We start from the raw sequence: 20,392 nt of genomic DNA, 5'->3' as shown, positions 1-20,392 counted from the left end.
CTTTTGTCTTCTAGGGCCTTTTAGCTGCCCCCTTACAGCACCTCAGCCAAACGCAGCAGCATGGCGGCTGCTTCCGCCCTGGTCACCTTCCTTTCCGCCCGGAAGGTCCGGTCGGGATAGCCGCCGGCAACCCCTTGGGCATAAGCCACCCCTACGGCCTCTTGCGCCCAGGCCGGTATCTGGCCCGCGTCAGTGAAATCCAGCTCCTTCGGCCTCACCTCCCCGCCCTTCTTTTTAATTATCCGGGCCATCACGGCGGCCAGTTCGGCCCGGCTTACCGGATCTTCCCCTTTAAAAACAAGGGCGCCATCCTCTTGCGGGTAGCCGGCAATGAGCCCCTCCCTCAAGGCTACAGCTACTGCTTCTCGGGCCCACTGGGGAATATCCCGGCTGTCTTTAAACTTCTGATCGAGGATAAACAGGTCTTGCCCGGAGGCCCCCGCCGGCTTTAGCAGGCGCACCATCAGGGAGGCTATTTCATAGCGGGTCACCTGTCCTTCGGGTTTAAAGGTACCGTCCGGGTAACCAGAAACAACTCCCATTTGCAGCAGCCGTTTGACGGCCCCTTCCGCCCAGTGGCCTTGGAGGTCCTTAAAAGTCGTTTTTCCAGCGGGCTGCGTCTGCCGGGTAGGCCCCTCCTGGGGGCCGGGCTGTAGTTGCGCCGGCTGGCCTGCCTTCCCTTCTAGGGCCAGGCACGCCCAGAGCACCCAGATGGCATCCATGGTGTTTCCCGAGGTGCCGAAGCTCCCATCGGCGTTCAATGACTTATCCCTCAGGTAATCAACGGCACTCTTCCCCGGGCCGCTTTTCCAGGCCGTCGGGTCCATACCTAGGGTTTTCAAGGTCACCATCACTTCTGCCGTGTCAATTACCGGGTCGTCCATGCCGGCCATAAAGCTGCCGTCAGGCTTTTGCTGCTTCTGCATCCAGGCCAGGCCGTTTTGAATGGCCTGCTGCACCTGTAGATCTTTTTTTTGCGGGTCCAAATAGTGCAGTGTTCGCACCGCCTCAGCGGTGGCCATGAAGTCGGCGTAGTATTGGTCGCCGTCCTGCGACCCCCAGCTGCCGTACCGGGCATTTTGTTCCTTGACATACTGTCTTTCTAGGATGTAATTCCTGGCCAGGCGGATGTTTATCTGCTCCAGCATCCCCGCCCTGCTTAAAAAATCAAAGGCAGGCATGTTGTTGTAGATGCTTAACGGCCCGATATCTTCAAAGCCTCTGTCGGTCTGCCTGTTTTTCAAGGCCTGCAGCAACCGGCCGGCCAGGTCCTTTTCCCCCAGCGCCTGCATGGCCGCCAGGTCCTGGGCCAACTGCTTGGCCCGTATTTCTCCCCCTTTATCCAGATCATTCCTGACTGCTTTTACCACTGCCTCCCGCAAAGTCACGCCCTGGTGCGTCCAGGCACCGGCGTCAACACCGGCCTGTCTCAGCACGTAAAAAGCGTACGACCCCACGCCCATTTCTGAGTTAAGCAACCCGTTTTTTAAATAATCATGCTGCAGGAATTGCACTGCTTTATCCATCAAGGGAGAAACAGCCGCTTCCCCCCACGCCGGTACCACCAGGAGCATCAACAGGCCGATAATTAAACATACCGCCGTTGCCAGGGCCGCCGGCCGCCCGCCGGGATGAAAGGCCTGGCGAGTAGACATATTAATTCCTCCCTTACCTTGAGAGATATAAAGTACGTTATCTTTATGCCCCTGACAACAACCGCGGTAACGGCGCAGCAAACATCGCCGCTGCCTTCAATTGTCGCCCTACGGCCACCTAAAACGAATAAACGGCCTCATGCTAACACCTCCCCGTAATACTCCGCGGGTGGGTTAGAATAGGCCGTCCAGGTACCGGTCCCGGCGCATCGGGGACTTCCAGTTATCTGCTCCTTTGGAAGCCCCTTGCCGGACCGGCTGGCAGCATTTGAGCCCGGCCCCTCGGGGCCAGGCGCCTACCCTGATAAAATTAAAACCCCTGCTCCAAATAAGACAGGGGGTGTGCCCGTTCCCCATCCTGCGTAGGGAGCATCAGCTCGATAGCAAGCACCCGGTATCCTGGCTCGGGTTCACCGCTCCCCCACACCTTCCCAGTCCGGCACCCAGCTCCTTTTACTGCACCACCCCGGGCATTTTCCCTACTAAAAGGAATTAACCCTTAGCGGCGGAGATCTCGCTGCCTACCGGACCAGTGGCCCGTTGTGGGGTCGCTCCCCCTTACAGTGGCGCGACCGCGCCGGCTTTACACCGGCTTCCCTTGATGCCTGCGCTATTTTATTTACGTTCGGTTTAGGTATTCTACATATCGTACCAGAATCCTGCCTGGCAGGATTTATTTTTTCGGCGGATGTGTATAATCATTCCTCTCCTGGTACAAACTCATCCTGCGTTCTTTTTCTATAGCTGTGGCATAGAATAAAAAGGGGGATAAACATGCCTGGCAAAAAAATACTCATGCTGGTTGGCGATTACGTAGAAGATTATGAAGCTAGCTTTCCTTTTCAGGCCTTAACTATGTTGAGGTATACCGTTCACAGCGTTTCTCCTGGTAAATGGGCGGGAGAAACTGTAAAAACCGCTATTCATGACTTTGAAAAAGAGCAGACTTATAGCGAGAAGCCCGGGCACAATTTCCTTCTTACTGCTACCTTTGATAAAGTAGATCCCCTAGACTATATCGGCCTAGTTATCCCCGGCGGCCGTTCACCAGAATATTTACGCCTCAATGAACGAGTGCTGAAAATTGTCCAGCATTTTTTTATAACTAATAAGCCCGTAGCCGTTACCTGCCACGGGCCGCAAATTTTAATAGCAGCCGGCGTACTTAGAGGCAAGCTGTGTACAGGTTATCCTGGAATTAAACCCGATCTTCTTCTCGCTGGAGCTATATGGGGCGAAGTTAATGAAACTTTAGCTAATGTGTACAGGGATGGCAATCTGGTTTCTGCCGCCTCCTGGCGGGGAAATCCAGAATGGATAAGACAATTTGCTGGACTGATCGCCGGTATCGATTCCTTGCTAGGGGCTTAACCATAGATTATATAATTATTATATAATAATTAATGATGGCTGCAAAAACAATCCTGCTGCCTACGGTAAAGCAGGCGTCTTTAAAGGGGGCTCCCTATTTAATCATTTCCAGGTAAGCGTCAATCCGGACCTTAAGCTGTTGCAGATCCCCCGTCGAGTAATCCGTCTCGATTTGCAAAAACGGTAGCCCTGCCTTTTGCTGGATCATATTTCTAATGTTATGGGATTCAATATTATAGGTATGGCAGGCTTGCCAGGTAAGATCGATTACCCCGTCGACCCGGTATTCTTGAATAAGCCGCGCCAGCAATTCCAAACGGCCTTTATTGGGAGTTAAGCAGGAACAAGGTGTCTGTAAGTATTTGGCCGCAATGGCCCGGAGGGGTTCTTCCTCCTCATCAATCAAGGGTTCCAGAGGTTTAAGGCCGCTGCAGGATTCCAGGCAGACTACTACGCCGCCTCCTTCCTCAACCAGCTTAATTACCTTCTCCGAACCCAGGCCCACCGGGCAACCGGTTAAAAGTAGTCGCGGTGTCCCGGGCGGTGCTGCGTAAAACCCTTCAGCCATTTGTTCCTTAACCGTTGCAATTACCTGATAGATGGCGGCCGTGCCGGTAGATAGATCGGGGGTAAACCCTTTAGCCCAGAGGACTTTTAAGAGATCTAAACCTGACAGCGGTGCCGGGTCATGGCAGTTTAATCGGTTAAACTCCAGCAGTGCCCGTCGTTCTTGATTAACCTGGCGGATTGCCTCCCTCAATTTTATCGCCGTAATGGTAACGCCAAACTCCCTTTCCAGGCGCTCCTTGGTCTTAACTACTTCGTGATACCAGTAAGCCAGCGCTCCTTCACCCAAAGGTGTCGGCGGTAAATTAAGGACATGCATAGGTTTATATTCCCGCAGTAGTTCGTACATCTTAATCTTGCCGTCGCAGGTAGTTTCAGCAATAAGCAGGTCGGCAAAATGGAAATAGGGACAGGTAGCGGTTATGGCAAAGCCAAAACTGGATTTAATTAAAGGACAAAGGTTGCGAGGTAAGATCTTTTCGGCTTCAGGAATGGGTTCCTGCCGGGTACCGCACAGGGAAACAGGGATGGCCCCGGCCGCAATGATGAGTTCTTTGGGGGTAAAAGCGCAATAAGTACCGACTACCTTTTTCCCCTCTTCTTTGGCTTTTTTGATCTCCAGGACATTCCTTTCGCGCAAGTCTTCAAAATACGCCAGTGCTTGGTTGGCCATCTGGATGCTCCTTTACCCTTATAAATCTATCAAATTGGCTACCTCGGCCACCGCCGCCGCAGCGTCGGGAGCGTAGGCATCGGCGCCAATACGCTGGGCAAACTCCGAGGTAACGGGGGCCCCACCCACTATGACTTTTACCGCCTCTTTTAGCCCACCGTCTTTTAAAACCTGCACAATCTTCTCCATAGATTTCATACTTGTGGTCGTTAAAGCCGATAAGCCCACTACCTGTGGCCGGTATTCCCGTACGGCGGCGGCGAATCCCTCCGGAGCTACGTCTTTGCCCAGGTCGATAACCTGGTAGTCATTAGCGGCCAGCATCAAGCCGACCAGGTTTTTACCAATATCATGAAAGTCGCCTTGCACCGTACCCAAAACGATCTTACCCCTGGCACCATACTGCTCCTGGACCAGTTCCGGCCTGATAACCTCCAGCCCGGCGTACATGGCTTGGCTAATCAATAAAAGCTCGGGGATAAATAGTTTCTGCTGCTGGTAAAATTCGCCGGCCAGGTTGATGGCCGGGATAAGTCCCCCCTGAAGGATGGTAAGTGCGTCCATCCCACCCTCCAAGCCTTCCTTAGCCAGGGTTATTACCTGTTCACTGTCGCCGCTAAGTAACGCCTGTCGTAAAGAACCCAGCAGGTCGGCCTGGGAAGGAAATAGATAGGGAAAACCCCTGACAGTCGTAATAAAGGCGCTGATATTTTCTGCCGTGACTTCAAAGGGCAAACTGCATCCCGTGCTCATAATAAAATTTTTGTAAGGTTGCATGTCCACCAAGAGATTGGTAGTAGCCTTTACTACCTGCCGGGGCGTCCCTGCCAGCATAACTCCTACGGGATCGATATTACCAATCAAAACCACATCATCCGGCACCTGCGCGACCAGGATAGCCAGATTAACCCGGGTGTCCAGGCTCAACCCCTGGGTACCCGTGGCAAGCATTTCTTTGAGCATATAGCTGGTATCGCCGCAGATGTGGAGCATATTCATGACCGGAAAAGCCGCCAATATCTCCTGGATATACCGGCCGGAAAATTGCCAGAACTGCGCCGGTGAGAGCAAAGAGCCCAGGGGTTCGGAAATCCAGAGGACATCCGCCCCGGCTGCCAGCAGGGCTTCCCCATAACCCTTTAATGCCTGCGTGCAAAAGGCCAGTAAAGAATGCAAAAATTGGGGCGCGGTAATTGCTTTCATGGCCACATCGGCCGGACCGCAAAGGGCGCCGGCTAGAGTAAAGGGGCCGGTCAAGGAACCTATTACCGGTTTGTCGGTCCGCTGCTTTATCAAGCGGATTGCTTCGATATTTATTGGCAGGCGGCCGTCACGGTGGGGACTGGGTAGCTTGAGTCGGTCCAGTGCCTCCGGTCCAGTTACCGGATGCTCTGCCAACACCGGGGCGCCATAATCCGGATAACGGGCCTGCAAACCCATAGCCTCGGCCTCGACCACCAGATCGGTAACCGGGCGGATAAAATCGGGCTGGAAACGTTCCGCCAGGCAGCAGGCCGTCTCTGCCTGGAGGGAGGCTGAAAAGTATACTTCTTTTAATGTAACGCCTTGCAGGGCTGCGCCGGGAAAACTGCCAATAAAAAATACCAGGCGCCGCCCGGCGCCATTCACCAGGTCAATGAGCCGCATCCCTTTATTCCCCTATCCTTTATTCAATCCAGGAGAAATATGTGCTTTCAATCAAGCGCAGCGCCTGGTCAAAGGCCGTGCCAATTAAACCGATAATTATTATCCCGGCCAAAACTATATCCGTGCGCATGAGCTCATGGGCATACCAGATAAGGTAGCCCAGGCCGGCGGTACTGCCGGGCAACATCTCGGCGGCCACCAGGCACATCCAACCTACTCCCAGTCCTATCCGGGTACCGGTAAGAATGCAGGGCAAGGCCTGGGGCAGAATCACCCTGGTCAGAAGGGTCTGTTCCCTGGCTCCCAGGGTCTGGGCTGCTTCGATAATTTGCGGCGGTACGCTTTGAACGCCATGAATGGTGTTCAGGAGAACGGGAAAGAAAACACCAATCATAATGATGAGGAGCATTGAAAGTTGTATGTTCCAAAGGAGAGCATTCTCGACCCGCCAGGGTAAAATTTCTGCCAGGCTGGTTATCCCTGTCCAGGCCAGTATTAACGGCACCCAGGCCAGGGGCGGCACCGGCCGGAATAATTCGACCAAAGAATCGCCCAGGTTTTTTACCACCTGATAACGGCCCATGAATATACCCGTAGGAACTGCTATGGCTATGGCCAGGATAAAGGCCACTATCACCCGTGCCAGACTAACATATATACACTCCAGGAGAGAGTTACCGGTTAAAACCCTGGTGGAAGGGTGCTCCAAAACCGCAAATACGCTTTCAACTCGCGGTAAAACACCAGGCTTTCCGATACGGATGGCGATAACTTCCCACAACATCACCAATAGGCCCGGCAGCAAAAACCTGGTCAGGAGTTTAAACAACCCAGCTTTCATGGTAACAACCCTTGCTGCTTTAATTCTCTAACCGCTTCATCATATATACTTTGATCAAACACCCTGGCTGCTATTGCGGCGGGCTTTAAGCCATGCAACCGTCCAGATAGCTGACCCATACTATCCATGATTTGCCCAAAGGTGCCCACGCTTTGCCGCCACTCTCCTGTGGGATCAGAAGTAAAATTGACGGACTTAAGAGCATCTATTTCCACTTTTTCACTTACACCCAGCCAGGCAGCCGCGTCTTTAGCTGCCCCATCACGATTCTGGTTTACATCCCGAGTGGCCAGGATTAAAAGCTCCTCCATTTTTTCCACCAGGTCGCGGTGTTGAGCAATTAAAGCCTCGGTTGCTTCTACCGCACAGCAGGCATGATTCTTCCATCGCCCTGCCGGCGGTAAAGTTTCCAGATTGGTTACCTTTGCAGCCATACCTTCTTGAATAGCCAGGGCGGGATAAGGTTCGGGACCGATAAACCCATCAACTAATTGATTATTAAGGGCTGAAGGCAGATTACCGTGGCCCTTCATATCGACAAAGGTAATGTCGACCTGCCGGTCTTGCGGATTATCACTAAAAGTTATTCCTTCCGCTTTTAAGGCCGACCTGAAGATGATACTGGCAATTGTCTGCGCTCCTGGATGACCAATTTTCAATTGCTGTTTCTTGCCTTTAACCATGGCTACGAATTCCGGCCAGCTTTTAACCGCCAAACCCTTCTTTACCACTAATAAATTACCACCAGTCTGCATGGGCGCAATTAATTTTGCGTCCAAACCTTTATCGAAGGAAAGGATTAAGGCCTGGACACCTGTAATCCCCATGTCCACACTGCCCTGGCTCATCAAACGCTGAACGTCCGGCCCTTGCTGGGTAGAAACCAGTTTTACCCGGGCTATTTTTCGGCCACCGGCATAAAAATCGTACCATTCCCTTTCTTGTATCGGCTGTAGATAAAGGTTGTATTGAGCGCGGAATTTTTGCCACCGCGTTAAGGCCATAAAAAGCGGTGTATGATGGTCGGACATTATATACCCCAACTTTAACGTTGGTACCTCTCCTGCTGCTCCCTTTCCCTGGCCACCAGAACACCCCACGCTTAACAGGCCAAGAATTAATACTACCACTGCCAAAAAAATTCCTTTGCTTTTCATATATGCCCTCCATTTGACGCAAATAATTAATTGCCTATAATATTAGACGTATATCTCTGAAATCCTGTTATATTTACTATGACAATTTGTTATATCTAATGTAAAATGCCTCTTCCCCTAGTCAAAAAGACAACTATGAAAATCCTTAAAACAAGCCCTGGATACAAAAAGGCCGCGAAGGCCTTTTTCCTGCCACATCCAGGATTGACCTTCGTGGCCATTTATTTTTCAAGATAATCATATGGTAAGGACAAAGGGAACAGCTCAGCAGGTTATCCAAACGATCGGCTTTGTTCAAGGGAGGACCCACCACTACTTGCTTTTAATAGCCTCCCCAATTGTACTTGCAAGCTGTCCCACATCGCCTCGACGGCGGTAGCTGCTACTCCGCGGGAACAGGTTGTGAGGGGTACGGCATTGACTAAAGCCCTAGCTACGTCGACATCAAAGGGGATCTTACCAGCCACGGCCAGGCACTGTTCGTAACAGTAAGCCTCGATCTCCCGGCTCTTCTCCGGGGCCAGGTCATACTTGTTAATGCAAACGGCTACCGGTACTTTAAAGTGATCGGCTAGTTTAATTACCCGTTCTAAATCGTGCCAGCCGGCTACCGTCGGTTCCGTCATCACCAGGGCCAGGGTTACTCCCGTCAGGGAAGATATGACCGGGCAGCCGATACCGGGAGGGCCGTCAGTGATGATCAGCCGGGCATTATGCTCCTCTGCCAGGCGCCGGGCTTCCTGGCGGACCTGCGTCACCAGTTTGCCGGAATTATCTTCCGCCAGGCCGAGCTGGGCATGAACCAGGGGGCCGTAAGGGGTTGCTGAAATATACCAGTACCCGGCCAGATTGGGTTTCATAGTAATGGCCCCGGCCGGGCAAATATGGGCGCAGACACCGCAACCTTCACAGGCTATGGGATCTACCTGGAAAACGGGGGTTGGCCACCGGGGGCCGGGAGCCGGAGACTGGATGGTTCCGGGTAAAGCCTGGGCTGGTGCTACGCGGGCAATAGCCTCGTAGCGGCATACTTCCATACACCGTCCGCACCTGGTACAGAGGTCGGTATTGAGCACTGCTTTTGAGGAACCGTAAAATTCATTAACGCTCTCCACCTCCGGCCGGAGGAGCAGGTGCAAGTCGGCAGCGTCCACATCGCAGTCGGCCAGGACTTTATCCTCCGCCAGGGCCGCCAAAGCGGCTACCAGGGAAGTTTTCCCGGTCCCACCCTTACCGCTAATTACCAGCAACTCTTGCATGCTGTGACACCAACCTCTCTATCTCCTGCCAGAGGCCGACAAAGGCCGCTACCCAATCAGGGTATTCTTCGACCAGGCATTTTCCCCGGGCATAGGTGGCAGCATAGCGTTTATCAAAGGGTATTTTTAGGAGGACCGGGATTCTCTCCTGGCGGCAATAACGCTCCACCCGCTGGTCGCCCAGGCTGGAACGATTGATAACTACCGCAAAGGGAACCTCCAGTTCCCGCACCATGCCGACGGCCAGCTTCAGGTCGTTGAGCCCGAAGGGGGTGGGCTCGGTAACCAGCAGGCAGAAGTCGCTATCCTTTACGGCGGCGACCACCGGGCAGGAAGTACCCGGCGGTGCGTCGATAAGGGTCAATCCTTCCCCGACGGCTCTTTTTTTCACCGCTTTAATCACCGGCGGCGCCAGGGGATGGCCCACGTCGATCATCCCATGGGCAAAAGCAATCCTGCCGGCCTGGCCCCTGGCCACCACTCCGATACGGTGGGGTTTTTCCGTAATGGCTCCCTGGGGGCATACCAACGCACAGCCGCCGCAACCGTGACACATCTCCGGGAAGGTAATTACCTTCCCGCCGGCGACGGCCAGGGCGTGAAAAGCGCAGGCCTCGCTGCATTTGCCGCAGCCATCGCACTTATTACTATCAACTTCCGGTACCGGCAGGGTTACCTCCTCCTCTTCCTGAAATTCCGGATGCAGGAAGAGATGGGCATTGGGTTCTTCGACATCGCAATCCAGGACCTGGACCGGCATTTTACGGGCCAGGGCCAGAGCCAGGTTGGTCACGATGGTCGTTTTCCCCGTGCCTCCCTTGCCGCTGGCCACTGTAATAATCATGGGCTTCACCACACCCTACTCAAGGCTAATGGCACCGTTGGGGCATTCGTCGACGCAGGCGCCGCATTCCAGACACTCGTCAGGATCAATTGTGGCTATATTATCGATTGTAATGGCTTCTACAGGACATACTTCAGCGCAGCTACCGCATCCAGTGCATTTATCCTCGTCAACCCTGGCTGCCATATGCTATCCCCCTCCCTATTTTTCCTGTTCACCGGTGACAGGCGCTACCATAGATGGTAGCCGGCTTCACGGAGACACCCTGGTATCTCAGCGCGCATTTATTTTAGCGTAGCAGGGTGTCGCCATAAACGGCACCCCCTGTTTTACTCAGTGATCGCAGCCCTCGTGACCCTCAAGGTCATGATTACAGGTACCGCCGGTACTCTTGAGATTTCCATCAAGGTAGGCCTTCACAACGTCATCTACATGGCCAGCGGCACCGCTGATGACCTCTATGCCTTGCTCGCAAAATAAATCTACGGCCCGGCTGCCGATGCCGCCGACAATAACGCAAGTAACGCTCAAATTGGCCAGGTAGCCGGGTAAAAAGCCAGGCTGGTGGCCGGGATTGGCAATGACTTCTTTGCTGCTTACCTTCCCATCTTCGACGTTAAAAAGACTGTATTGGGAGCAGTGACCAAAGTGCTCGGCTACCATGCTTCCTTCAGTTGCAACGGCGATCTTCATTATCTTCTACCTCCTCGACCCATACCAAAATGGGAACCTACGTTAGCCTGAGATAAAGGTGTGGCCCCGCCGGCCTGCCATTGCTGTAACGCCGCCTGGACCGTCGATGCCGGGGTTGAGTAAACCTTAATCCCGGCGCCCTGTAAAACCCGCAGGGCATTAGGGCCGACGTTACCGGTCAGGACTACTTCCACCCCGCGGTTGACCAGCTCCTGGGCCGTAGCCACACCCGCGCCGCCCCCGGCGGCCAGGTAATCATTGGCTACCGCTGTGAAGGTTCCTTTTTCCGTGTCCGCGATGACAAAATACTGGCAGCGGCCAAAGCGGGGATCGGTGGCTGCCGCCACGTCGTTACCCTGGGCCGTAATGGCTACCTTCATTCCTTCGCCCTCCTTTAGTTTTTAATGACCAGTTGTTCAATAACATTATATACCTATTATGGCCATACGTCAATAAAATATTAGGGTGGATAACATAAAAAATAACCCTGGAGGTTTGCTCCAGGGTCACTGCCTGTTCAGGCCCCTAATCTTTGGCGTCTCTTTTTTGCTCGGAACCGGTTCGCAGGGTGCCGGCGCATGGTGTGCTGGTTGAGGTTACCGCCCCTTCTTGGCCCGGCAGCGGTCGCAAAAGCCGTAAACTTCAAAGCGGTGCTCCGTAGGGAGAAAACCTTTGCCGGCCAGTTCTGCAGCCATGGCCTCCAGGGGGCAAAATTTGACGGGGATGGAAGCCCCGCAGCCCTTGCAGATAACATGGTGGTGGTGGCCTTCCTCCCGCCGCAGCTCATATAAATCGCCACCGCTCTCCCGGCTGATGCGGCATAAAAGGCCCCGGGCCAGCAGAGTATCCAGGTTACGGTAGACGGTGGAAAAATTGGTTCCCGGCAGGATCTTAATAACCTCTTGAAATAACTCCTGGACGTTCATAACCGCGTGGGCACCGGCCAGCACCGCCAGGATGGCCTTGCGCTGGGGGGTAACCTTGAGGTCCTTTTCTTTAAGGATTGCTTCTATATTTACCTGATCCACCTGCTAATTGCTCCTTTCGCGAGGATGACTGCCACCAGGATGGCGGCGGCGATGAGGACAATGGTTCCCCCGGGGGCCAAGTCAAAAACGAAGGCGGCATAAAGGCCGCTGATGACGGCGCTTAAGGCCACGCCAATGGCTATAACAAAGGTAGCTTTGAAGCTCCGGGCGAGTTGCAGGCTAACTGCCGGCGGGATCACCATCAGGGCTGCCACCAGGAGCGTCCCTACCACCCGTACCGCCAGGGCCACGGTCAGGGCCGTGAGCAAGGTAAAATAGATATTGACAGCCCGAACCGGTATACCGGTAAGATAAGCCGCCTCCTCGTCGAAGGTAATGGCGAAGAGTTCCCGGTGCAGCAGGGCTATGGATACGATAATTACCAAACCGGCGCCGGCGATGACCCGGACATCAGCCGGGGATACGGCCACCAGGCTGCCGAATAAATAGGAAAACAAATCGGCGTTAAAAGCCTTCCCCAGGCTGATCAGCACTACGGCCAGGGCCATGCCGCCGGACATGACCACCGCCAGGGCGACCTCGGCATACCTCCGGAAGGCATTGCGAATAAACTCAATCGCCAAGGCGGCGCCGGCGGCGAACAACAAGGCGCCGTAGAAGGGATAAAAACCCAAGAGCATCCCGGCGGCCACCCCGGCCAGGGAGGCATGGGCCAGACTGTCTCCCACCAGGGACATGCGCTTTAAGACAATAAAAACGCCCATAACCGCGGCCAGGATAGCGGTAATGATACCGGCCAGGAAGGCCCGTTGCATGAAAGCGAAACTAAGGATAGACATGGCGCGCTCCTATCCGGTAACCCAGCACCTCGGCCAGGTGGTCCTGATCTACCTCGCTGAGATTGGTGTGGACATAAACGCCCCGGTCACGCACACAGCCAATCCTTTGCACCCGCCCCAGGGCAGTCTGAACGTCGTGGGTAATGATAATTATCGTCAGGCCTTCTTCCCGGTTGAGATGCTCCAGCAGCCGGTAGAATTCCTCCCGGGCGGAAGGGTCGATGCCGGTAGTCGGCTCGTCCAGGAAAAGGATTACCGGTCGGGACACCAGGGCCCGGGCCAGGAATACCTTCTGGCGCTGGCCGCCGGAAAGCTCACCCACCAGGCGACCAGCCAGGTCCGGGATCCCCACCAGCTCCATGGCCCCTTGGACGGCCCTTTGCCTGGCACTAGCTGTAAACATTCCCCGCCAACCGTGGTAATACCCCGACGCCACCACCTCGGCTACGGTGGCGGGAAAAGAGGTATTTATGTGACCTGCATTCTGAGATATATAGCCAATGCGGTGCCATTCCCGGAAGCGCCTGATGTCCTGGCCCAGCAGTTCCACTTTCCCCGCTCGGGGTTTTAAGAGTCCCACCATGATCTTCATCAGGGTAGTCTTGGCGGCGCCGTTGGCGCCGATGAGGGCCAGGAAATCTCCGGCCCTTACCGCCAGGTTGACGTTTTCCAGAACATCGTTGCCGTTATAGGCAAAGGAGACATTTTTCAGCCGTACCACCTCGGGGATGGCGGCCGGAAAATCTGTAGCAACTGGCACCACTAGTTCTCTTATGTTGACTACCATCCAGGCATTGCCTCCTTTCGCCCCTGAAAATAGCTTATACCCAAAATGGATGTTAGTATCCTCTGGTTGCTAAGGGTGAGATAGGTTCTCTTCGGGTGCTGGTTGCGCCTTATACTTGTACGAACTCGGCCCGTTTCGGGCGCGGCCCTAACTCGACCCTCCGGGTCTCAAACAGGCGGCCGCGCTCATCCGAAAGCACCCTCGTTCTTCTCAACTAAGTGCAAATGCGTCTTCAGGGAATCTGCCTCATCCCGCCCCCAATAGTTCGCTGGCGGCGGCGCGCTGCTAACAGGTGACCACCCTGCAGTTATGTTGGCACTTACTCCAAAGCCTTTTTCAGGTTGGCCAGGTTCTTTTCCATAATGGTGAAATAATCTTCCCCGGCCTTTACTTCCTCCGGTGTCAACCCACCAACGGGGTTTAAGACCAGGGTCCCCGCTCCCGTTTCCCGGGCCAGGGTCTCCGCCAGTTTCGGGCTAGCCAGGGTTTCGAAAAAGATATATTTCACGCCTTTGCTGCGGCACAGGGTAACGAGCCTGGCCATCTCTTGCGGCGCGGGTTCTTCCTGAGGGGAAAGGCCGCTGATGGCTATTTGCTCCAGGCCGTAGCGTTTAGCCAGGTAAGCAAAAGCCGCGTGGGAGGTGACGATCTCTTTCCGGGGTAGACCGGTCAGGGTTTGCCGATATTGTCTATCCAGGGTGTCCAACTTTTGTTCCAGCGCGTGCAGGTTTTGTTCATAGTACCCTTTATTGCCCCCGTCGGCCGCAGCCAGGGTATTACATATCCGCCGGGCCATCTCCTTGGCCAGGACTGGATCGAGCCAGATATGGGGGTCGTTATTGACCATCAGCCCCTGGCCTGCTGCCAGGGTGATGACCCCTTCCTTCTGAAGCTGGTCCTGTATCTTCTCGGCCCAGGGGTCCATAATCCCGCCCAGGAAGATCAACACCCGGCCCGTATAAAGGTTCGCCACCTGTTGGGGCGATGGTTCAAAATCATGGGGTTCAACCCCCACCGGCTGTATATTTATTACTTCGGCTTTATCGCCGGCGATTTTCTTCGTAAAATCGTAGAGGGGATAAAAGGAAGTGTAGACTTTGATCGCCCCCTGCTTAGCCTGCGGTGCCAGGGCCTGTCCTCCTACCGTTTTTTTGGTTGTACACCCGAAAGCCAGCCAGGCTATACTAAAAACCAACAGTACCAGCGCCACCAGGCGATAGCCCCGTCTCAACTTCATTACGCCTCCTCCTTATTGCAAATGGTTTGCATTTGCTTCTATTATATAATTTATGCCTTGGCAAGTCAAGCAATACCAGGGCGTTGCGGAGAGATTGCCTGAGACCTTTCCTAGTCAGGAATCCCTTAGGTGGACTAATATCTTCACCAGCGCACCATGAAAATGAGTAACCCCATCGGCCTGTCAAAGATAGTGATTGTATGAAAACCCCTTCCCTGTCTCAAACTAAGGCCGGAGGTAAGCTTATGCCAGACAAATACGACCGCCTCGATAAGGTCATCAAGGTTTACGGCCGCCGGCCCGGGCAGCTGATCCGCATTCTGCATCAGGCCCAGGGCCTCTTCGGCTATCTCTCCCCTGAGGCCCTGGCCTACCTGGCGGCCAAATTAAATATCCCCCTGGCCGAGATCGCCGGGGTCGTCTCCTTTTACTCCCTTTTTACCACTGAACCCGGGGGCAAGTATACCATCAGCGTCTGCCTGGGCACAGCCTGCTATGTCCGGGGCTCCCAGGAGATCTTTCAGGTTTTTAAAGAAGAGCTGGGCCTGGACGACGACGATACTACCTCGGACGGCCTCTTTACCCTGCGCTCGACCCGCTGCATGGGGGCTTGCGGCCTGGCGCCGGTGGTGGCCGTCAACGACGACATCCACGGCCAGGTCAAACCCGGGGATGTAGATAACATTTTGACCCAATACCGGGCAAAGGAGTCCGCCGATGATCGCGAGTATGAACGACCTGGAGCTTGTCCGGCAGCAGCACCTCCCCCTCATTGAGGCCCGCCTGGGTAAAGATACGCCCGCCGGGGAGCGGCAAATCCTGGTCTGCGCCGGTACCGGCTGTAGCTCCGGGGGCAGTCACGGCCTCCGCGAGGAGTTAAAAAAAGAAGTGGCGGCCCGCGGCTTGCAGGATAAAGTAAAAATCATCAAAACCGGCTGCTTCGGCTTCTGCAAGCTGGGCCCCATAGCTGTGGTCTACCCGGAAGGCACCCTTTACTGCCAGGTACAGAAAGAGGATGCCGCCGAGCTGGTGCAGGGTGTCGCCAGCGGCCAGGCGGTCAACCGCCTCCTTTACCGCGACCCGGCCAGCGGGGAAAGGCCCCGGCGTAAAGACGAGATCCACTTCTTCCGGGTCCAGCAGCGCCTGGCCCTGCATAACTGCGGCCTCATCAACCCGGAGGACATTAACGAGTACATCGCCCGGGAGGGCTACCGGGCCCTGGCTACCGCCCTGACGCGCCAACCCGGGGAGATCATCGCCGCTATCAAGGCTTCCGGCCTGCGGGGCCGCGGCGGCGCCGGTTTCCCGACTGGACGTAAGTGGGAGTTCACGGCCGCCGCCCCGAGCCGGCCCAGGTACGTCGTCTGCAACGCCGACGAGGGCGATCCCGGCGCCTTTATGGACCGCAGCATCCTGGAGGGTGATCCCCACAGCGTCCTGGAGGGCATGGCCATCGCCGGTTATGCCACCGGCGCCAGCCAGGGGTATATCTATGTCCGGGCCGAGTACCCCATTGCCGTCGATCGCCTGGAGCGGGCCATCCGCCAGGCGCGCCGGGCCGGCCTCCTGGGCCAGAATATCCTGGGCAGCGGTTTTGCCTTCAACGTCGACATCAGGCTGGGTGCCGGCGCCTTCGTCTGCGGCGAGGAGACGGCCCTGCTCCGCTCCATTGAGGGCCGCCGGGGTGAACCGCGGCCGCGGCCCCCCTACCCGGCCCAGTCCGGACTCTGGGGTCGGCCTACGGTGGTCAACAACGTAGAAACCCTGGCCAATGTGCCCCTGATAATCCGGCACGGGCCGGAGTGGTACGCCGCCTTCGGCACGGCGGGGAGCAAGGGCACCAAGGTTTTCTCCCTGGCCGGAAGCATCAATAATACTGGCCTTATCGAGGTACCCATGGGTACCACCTTGCGGGAGATAATTTTTAGCATCGGTGGTGGTATTCCTGGGGGGAAAAAATTTAAAGCCGTCCAAACAGGCGGCCCTTCCGGGGGCTGCCTGCCGGAAGGGATGCTGGATACCCCAGTCGATTACGAGGCTCTCGCAGAAGCGGGCTCCATCATGGGCTCCGGCGGGCTCATCGTCATGGACGAAAGCGACTGCATGGTAGACATCGCCCGTTTTTACTTGGAGTTCTCCCAGGACGAATCCTGCGGTCGCTGCACCCCCTGCCGGGTGGGCACCAAACGCCTGCTGGAGATCTTAAAACGCATCACCTCTGGTGCTGGTAGCCTGGATGACCTGAAGCTATTGGAAGACCTGTGCCACGACGTTAAGGAGGCCTCCCTCTGCGGCCTGGGCCAGACGGCGCCCAACCCCATCCTCTCGACCCTGCGTTACTTCCGGGACGAGTATGAAGCCCACGTGCGGGATAAATTCTGCCCGGCCGGGGTCTGCCCTGCTCTAACCCGGCAGCCGGCGGTGCTGCACTGAAGGAGGAAGCATCTACTTATGCCTATAGACAAACTAAACTTCGACCCCGTGTCGCCCGTCAGCCGGGAGGAAACAGTGCCCCGGCCTGCCGGCGGGAAAAAGGTCCGTTTCTGGATCGACGGCCGCGAAGTCGTGACCGAAGAAGGCATTTCCGTCCTGGAGGCCGCCCACCGGGTGGGGATCGAGATCCCCAGTCTCTGCTACCTGAAAAACATCAACGAGATCGGCGCCTGCCGGGTGTGCCTGGTAGAGATCGAAGGCTCCCGGAACCTCCAGGCGTCCTGCGTCTATCCTGTTGCCGCCGGTCTCAAGGTCCGTACCAGCACGCCCCGGGTCCTGCGGGCGCGGCGCACGGTGGTAGAACTCCTCCTTTCCGATCACCACCGGGAGTGCACCAACTGTATCCGTAACCTCAACTGCGAACTCCAACACCTGGCCGATACCCTGGGGATCCGTAACATCCGTTTTACCGGCGAGACCCCCAACTACCCTATTTTTAACCAGAACCCCTTTATCGTACGCGATTACAACAAGTGCATCAAGTGCCGGCGCTGCGAGGCCATCTGCAGCAACGTTCAGGAGGTCCACGTCTACGCCGCCCAAAACCGGGGATTTAACACCGTCATCGCCCCCTCTTTCATGAAAGACCTGGCTGGGGTGGCCTGCATCACCTGCGGCCAGTGCGTCATCGCCTGCCCTACGGCCTCCCTGACGGAAAAGGAGGGTCTTGACGAGGTCTGGCAGGCCCTGGCTGACCCTAACAAGTACGTTGTCGTCCAGACGGCCCCTTCCATCCAGGTGACCCTGGGTGAAGCCTTCGGCCTGCCGGTAGGTACCGTGGTCACCGGCAAGCTGGTGGCCGCTTTGCGCCGTCTGGGGTTTGATAAGGTCTTTGCCACCGACTTTACCGCCGACCTGACCATTATGGAGGAGGCCCACGAGCTCCTGGAGCGGCTGGCGGGTTACGGCGGCCCCCTGCCCCTCCTCTCCTCCTGCTGCCCGGGATGGATCAAGTTCTGCGAGCACTTCTACCCGGAGTTTCTGCCCAACCTCTCCACCTGCAAGTCGCCCCACGAGATGTTCGGGGCCATCACCAAGACTTATTTTGCGGCTAAAGAAGGCCTGGACCCGCGGCGAATAGTCGTCGTGGCCGTCATGCCCTGCACGGCGAAAAAATACGAGGCCAGCCGGCCGGAAATGGGGCCGGGTGAGTGGCAGGATGTGGACTATGTCCTCACCACCCGGGAGCTGACGCGGATGATCCGCCAGGCCGGTATCAACTTCCGCCAGCTGCCGGACGAGGAATACGATACGCCCTTAGGGATCGCCAGCGGTGCCGGCACCATTTTTGGCGCCACCGGCGGCGTCATCGAGGCTGCCGTGCGGACGGCCTACGCCCTGACCCACGGCCGGGAGATGGGGGTTATCGACTACGAGGAATTCCGGGGCTTGAGCGGGGTCAAGGAGGCCTGGGTGGAGTTAAAGGGCCGGAAGATCAAGGTGGCCATCGCCCACGGCACCGGCAATGCCCGCCAGGTCCTGAACAGGATGAAGGGGGGCGAACAATTCGACTATGTGGAAATAATGGCCTGCCCGGGCGGGTGCGTGGGGGGCGGCGGCCAGCCCATTTTCGGCAGCCGCGAGCACAAGGAGATCTCCCTGGACTACCGCCACAACCGTGCCGACGCCCTCTACCGCATCGATTACTCCCGGCGCATCCGTCTCTCCCACGAGAACCCGGCAGTGCAAAAGATCTACGCCGAATTTTTAGAAGGGCCTTTAAGCCCCACGGCGAAAAAGTTGCTCCATACCCATTACACGCCGCGGGGGCCTTTGCCGGGGTATGCGGCCAACCCGGTCGAAAAAATTATGAATGCGCAGGCACGGGAAAATTCTAGGTAAAAACCCTGCCTTTTCCGGCAGGTTTTTTTTGCTGCCGGCTTGCCCGGCAACCCGGCTGCCATGGCCTGTTAGGCAGATTAATTGAACTAGGGCATCAAGGCCACCTGTTAAACCAGGTATAACTTAACTAAAAATTAATTAAAACTCTATGGGCAAATTTAGTAAAAAAGGATATAATAGATGATGTGTTTGCAAATGGGAAAGGAGGACATCGTTTTTTGTTGCCCCAGAAAACCTCTCGCTCGCCGGAACCCCAGCGCAAAGCCGACATCACCATAAAATTATCGGAATTTGAAATCCCGCCTATGCAGGATATCTTGCTCGTCGGTAAAAGAGCCCCTATCGGTCCCGAAGCCGTCAGGCGAATGGTTGATGCGGTCTCGCCGGAACAATATGAGATAGTCCGCCTCAACCATGAAGTTTTTGAAGCCGTAGTAATAAAAAAGTCTCTCTTAAGACTCCTACCCAAAGAAAAGCTTTTACCGATTGTAATCGAAGAAGGAAAGCGCATTGCCGATGACAACGTGGTGATTAAGGCCCAGATCAATATTACCATCCAGATCAGCAGGACGGTGGATTTGTAGTGCCTATGGTAGAAGGCTTGATAAGCCAGAAACTTTATACCATCGACCCTCTGGCCAGTGTCGGCCGCGCGGCAACCATTATGGAACATTATGGTATCGGCAGTCTCCCGGTAGTAGAAGAGGGAAAACTGGTAGGTATCATCACTTCCAGGGATATCAGAAGATCGCATCCCAACCGCCTGGTTGCCGATGCTATGACCCAGCAAGTGATCACCATCCCGCCCACGGTTTCCCTCACAGAAGCGCAAAAATTAATGGCCAAGTATAAAATTGAGCGTCTGGTAGTTACCAGAGAAAATGATATTATGGGCATCGTTACTTGTGCCCAAATTATGTCGGAATTGGGCAAATATGCCGATAGCCTTACTGGCTTAAATAAAGCCGAAATATTTTACGAAAAGTCCCTGGAGTTGTTAAAAGAAGGCCAGGAAATTGCGGTGATCTTCCTGGATTTAGATAACTTCGGCTTTATTAATAAAGAGTATGGACATATTTACGGCGACGATGTCCTGCGTAAGACTGCTTTAATCTTAAATAGCTTAATCGACAGCAATAAGGATACTTTATGTCGCTATGCCGGGGATGAATTTGCCACTGTTACCACCAGGCCCCTGGAGGAAGCCGAAAAACTTGCCCGGCAAATGGTCCTGACCTTTACCAATAAAGACTGGCCTGGGAAAATAAAGGTCGCCATTTCTGCCGGCATAGCCGGGGGCCGCCGCTCACAACTACGCCTTTCCCATGAAGATAACAGCTATATCGTCAAGAACCTAATCAATATGGCCAGCCTGGCTTCAACCAGAGCCAAAAAACTAAAAAAACCAGTGGTAGTTGTCGATGCCGTTGCATTTAAAGAAACTGTGGGCACGTAGCATGGGCGCCACAGCGGTAATATCTACCGCCGGGAGAATTCA

At 55.3% G+C, this 20,392-nt stretch carries 20 protein-coding genes and 1 riboswitch; of the genes, 6 read left to right on the top strand and 14 right to left on the bottom strand.

The window, feature by feature from the left end:
* Window positions 1-32 precede the first annotated feature (32 nt).
* A complete protein-coding gene (locus tag SDD30_RS07900) occupies window positions 33-1,655 on the bottom strand; it encodes an S-layer homology domain-containing protein (RefSeq protein ID WP_434074378.1) in 1,623 nt (540 codons plus the stop codon).
* 393 nt (window positions 1,656-2,048) lie between these two features.
* Window positions 2,049-2,253: riboswitch (cobalamin riboswitch) on the bottom strand.
* A 176-nt stretch (window positions 2,254-2,429) separates the two neighbouring features.
* On the opposite strand from SDD30_RS07900, the gene SDD30_RS07895 reads away from it, so the two are divergent.
* Window positions 2,430-3,026: a DJ-1/PfpI family protein gene (locus SDD30_RS07895; protein ID WP_434074377.1), complete on the top strand. Its 597-nt coding sequence runs from the start codon at window positions 2,430-2,432 to the stop codon at window positions 3,024-3,026.
* 94 nt (window positions 3,027-3,120) lie between these two features.
* On the opposite strand, the gene SDD30_RS07890 is transcribed toward SDD30_RS07895, so the two are convergent.
* From SDD30_RS07890 to SDD30_RS07830, 13 genes are all read right to left on the bottom strand, one after another.
* Window positions 3,121-4,266 carry a double-cubane-cluster-containing anaerobic reductase gene (locus tag SDD30_RS07890; RefSeq protein ID WP_434074376.1) on the bottom strand — a complete coding sequence of 382 codons (1,146 nt, stop codon included), beginning with the start codon at window positions 4,264-4,266 and terminating at the stop codon, window positions 3,121-3,123.
* Between the two features lie 18 nt (window positions 4,267-4,284).
* A complete protein-coding gene (locus tag SDD30_RS07885; protein WP_434074375.1) occupies window positions 4,285-5,913 on the bottom strand; it encodes a uroporphyrinogen decarboxylase family protein in 1,629 nt (542 codons plus the stop codon).
* Between the two features lie 19 nt (window positions 5,914-5,932).
* Entirely contained in the window at window positions 5,933-6,754 is an 822-nt protein-coding gene (locus SDD30_RS07880; protein ID WP_434074374.1) for an ABC transporter permease, read from the bottom strand.
* The gene (locus tag SDD30_RS07875) at window positions 6,751-7,911 is read right to left on the bottom strand and encodes an ABC transporter substrate-binding protein (RefSeq protein ID WP_434074373.1); all 1,161 of its coding nucleotides are present in this window, start codon (window positions 7,909-7,911) and stop codon (window positions 6,751-6,753) included. Before SDD30_RS07875 ends, SDD30_RS07880 begins: the two co-directional genes overlap by 4 nt.
* Before the next feature lie 272 nt (window positions 7,912-8,183).
* Window positions 8,184-9,170, bottom strand: coding sequence for an ATP-binding protein (locus SDD30_RS07870; protein ID WP_434074372.1), 987 nt, complete (start codon window positions 9,168-9,170; stop codon window positions 8,184-8,186).
* The gene (locus SDD30_RS07865) at window positions 9,148-10,014 is read right to left on the bottom strand and encodes an ATP-binding protein (RefSeq protein ID WP_434074371.1); all 867 of its coding nucleotides are present in this window, start codon (window positions 10,012-10,014) and stop codon (window positions 9,148-9,150) included. The genes SDD30_RS07870 and SDD30_RS07865 overlap by 23 nt, the downstream gene beginning before the upstream one ends.
* Window positions 10,015-10,029: 15 nt before the next feature.
* Window positions 10,030-10,200 carry a 4Fe-4S binding protein gene (locus SDD30_RS07860; protein WP_109207438.1) on the bottom strand — a complete coding sequence of 57 codons (171 nt, stop codon included), beginning with the start codon at window positions 10,198-10,200 and terminating at the stop codon, window positions 10,030-10,032.
* Window positions 10,201-10,347: 147 nt separating this feature from the next.
* Window positions 10,348-10,707, bottom strand: coding sequence for a NifB/NifX family molybdenum-iron cluster-binding protein (locus SDD30_RS07855; protein ID WP_434074370.1), 360 nt, complete (start codon window positions 10,705-10,707; stop codon window positions 10,348-10,350).
* Entirely contained in the window at window positions 10,707-11,087 is a 381-nt protein-coding gene (locus SDD30_RS07850) for a NifB/NifX family molybdenum-iron cluster-binding protein (RefSeq protein WP_434074369.1), read from the bottom strand. Before SDD30_RS07850 ends, SDD30_RS07855 begins: the two co-directional genes overlap by 1 nt.
* A gap of 216 nt (window positions 11,088-11,303) precedes the next feature.
* Window positions 11,304-11,735, bottom strand: coding sequence for a Fur family transcriptional regulator (locus SDD30_RS07845; protein ID WP_434074368.1), 432 nt, complete (start codon window positions 11,733-11,735; stop codon window positions 11,304-11,306).
* Complete coding sequence (locus tag SDD30_RS07840; protein WP_434074367.1) at window positions 11,723-12,535, bottom strand: metal ABC transporter permease; 813 nt, start codon at window positions 12,533-12,535, stop codon at window positions 11,723-11,725. Before SDD30_RS07840 ends, SDD30_RS07845 begins: the two co-directional genes overlap by 13 nt.
* Window positions 12,522-13,322, bottom strand: a complete 801-nt coding sequence (locus SDD30_RS07835; RefSeq protein WP_434074366.1) for a metal ABC transporter ATP-binding protein — start codon at window positions 13,320-13,322, stop codon at window positions 12,522-12,524. Before SDD30_RS07835 ends, SDD30_RS07840 begins: the two co-directional genes overlap by 14 nt.
* A gap of 319 nt (window positions 13,323-13,641) precedes the next feature.
* Window positions 13,642-14,559 carry a metal ABC transporter solute-binding protein, Zn/Mn family gene (locus tag SDD30_RS07830; protein WP_434074365.1) on the bottom strand — a complete coding sequence of 306 codons (918 nt, stop codon included), beginning with the start codon at window positions 14,557-14,559 and terminating at the stop codon, window positions 13,642-13,644.
* A gap of 245 nt (window positions 14,560-14,804) precedes the next feature.
* On the opposite strand from SDD30_RS07830, the gene SDD30_RS07825 reads away from it, so the two are divergent.
* The 5 genes from SDD30_RS07825 to SDD30_RS07805 all read left to right on the top strand — a co-directional run bounded on the left by SDD30_RS07825 (window position 14,805) and on the right by SDD30_RS07805 (window position 20,350).
* Window positions 14,805-15,335 (top strand): NADH-quinone oxidoreductase subunit NuoE family protein, encoded by a 531-nt coding sequence (locus SDD30_RS07825; protein ID WP_434074364.1) that lies wholly within the window; start codon window positions 14,805-14,807, stop codon window positions 15,333-15,335.
* Window positions 15,277-16,992 (top strand): NADH-quinone oxidoreductase subunit NuoF, encoded by a 1,716-nt coding sequence (gene nuoF, locus SDD30_RS07820; RefSeq protein ID WP_434074363.1) that lies wholly within the window; start codon window positions 15,277-15,279, stop codon window positions 16,990-16,992. The genes SDD30_RS07825 and nuoF overlap by 59 nt, the downstream gene beginning before the upstream one ends.
* Before the next feature lie 18 nt (window positions 16,993-17,010).
* Complete coding sequence (locus SDD30_RS07815; protein ID WP_434074362.1) at window positions 17,011-18,894, top strand: NADH-dependent [FeFe] hydrogenase, group A6; 1,884 nt, start codon at window positions 17,011-17,013, stop codon at window positions 18,892-18,894.
* Window positions 18,895-19,115: 221 nt separating this feature from the next.
* Window positions 19,116-19,478: a hypothetical protein gene (locus SDD30_RS07810; RefSeq protein WP_434074413.1), complete on the top strand. Its 363-nt coding sequence runs from the start codon at window positions 19,116-19,118 to the stop codon at window positions 19,476-19,478.
* A 5-nt stretch (window positions 19,479-19,483) separates the two neighbouring features.
* Complete coding sequence (locus SDD30_RS07805; protein ID WP_434074412.1) at window positions 19,484-20,350, top strand: GGDEF domain-containing protein; 867 nt, start codon at window positions 19,484-19,486, stop codon at window positions 20,348-20,350.
* Window positions 20,351-20,392 lie beyond the last annotated feature (42 nt).

Source organism: Moorella naiadis (nom. illeg.) (assembly GCF_051020825.1).
In the GTDB taxonomy this organism is placed as follows: domain Bacteria; phylum Bacillota; class DSM-521; order Neomoorellales; family Neomoorellaceae; genus Neomoorella; species Neomoorella naiadis.
Note: the sequence above shows the minus strand (reverse complement) of the source record. Positions and strands in the feature narration are given on the sequence as shown.

Coding starts and splice junctions, on each gene's coding strand:
- SDD30_RS07900 (WP_434074378.1), bottom strand. CDS start 1,655: ATGTCTACTCGCCAGGCCTTTCATCCCGGCGGGCGGCCGGCGGCCCTG.
- SDD30_RS07895 (WP_434074377.1), top strand. CDS start 2,430: ATGCCTGGCAAAAAAATACTCATGCTGGTTGGCGATTACGTAGAAGAT.
- SDD30_RS07890 (WP_434074376.1), bottom strand. CDS start 4,266: ATGGCCAACCAAGCACTGGCGTATTTTGAAGACTTGCGCGAAAGGAAT.
- SDD30_RS07885 (WP_434074375.1), bottom strand. CDS start 5,913: ATGCGGCTCATTGACCTGGTGAATGGCGCCGGGCGGCGCCTGGTATTT.
- SDD30_RS07880 (WP_434074374.1), bottom strand. CDS start 6,754: ATGAAAGCTGGGTTGTTTAAACTCCTGACCAGGTTTTTGCTGCCGGGC.
- SDD30_RS07875 (WP_434074373.1), bottom strand. CDS start 7,911: ATGAAAAGCAAAGGAATTTTTTTGGCAGTGGTAGTATTAATTCTTGGC.
- SDD30_RS07870 (WP_434074372.1), bottom strand. CDS start 9,170: ATGCAAGAGTTGCTGGTAATTAGCGGTAAGGGTGGGACCGGGAAAACT.
- SDD30_RS07865 (WP_434074371.1), bottom strand. CDS start 10,014: ATGATTATTACAGTGGCCAGCGGCAAGGGAGGCACGGGGAAAACGACC.
- SDD30_RS07860 (WP_109207438.1), bottom strand. CDS start 10,200: ATGGCAGCCAGGGTTGACGAGGATAAATGCACTGGATGCGGTAGCTGC.
- SDD30_RS07855 (WP_434074370.1), bottom strand. CDS start 10,707: ATGAAGATCGCCGTTGCAACTGAAGGAAGCATGGTAGCCGAGCACTTT.
- SDD30_RS07850 (WP_434074369.1), bottom strand. CDS start 11,087: ATGAAGGTAGCCATTACGGCCCAGGGTAACGACGTGGCGGCAGCCACC.
- SDD30_RS07840 (WP_434074367.1), bottom strand. CDS start 12,535: ATGTCTATCCTTAGTTTCGCTTTCATGCAACGGGCCTTCCTGGCCGGT.
- SDD30_RS07835 (WP_434074366.1), bottom strand. CDS start 13,322: ATGGTAGTCAACATAAGAGAACTAGTGGTGCCAGTTGCTACAGATTTT.
- SDD30_RS07830 (WP_434074365.1), bottom strand. CDS start 14,559: ATGAAGTTGAGACGGGGCTATCGCCTGGTGGCGCTGGTACTGTTGGTT.
- SDD30_RS07825 (WP_434074364.1), top strand. CDS start 14,805: ATGCCAGACAAATACGACCGCCTCGATAAGGTCATCAAGGTTTACGGC.
- nuoF (WP_434074363.1), top strand. CDS start 15,277: ATGATCGCGAGTATGAACGACCTGGAGCTTGTCCGGCAGCAGCACCTC.
- SDD30_RS07815 (WP_434074362.1), top strand. CDS start 17,011: ATGCCTATAGACAAACTAAACTTCGACCCCGTGTCGCCCGTCAGCCGG.
- SDD30_RS07805 (WP_434074412.1), top strand. CDS start 19,484: ATGGTAGAAGGCTTGATAAGCCAGAAACTTTATACCATCGACCCTCTG.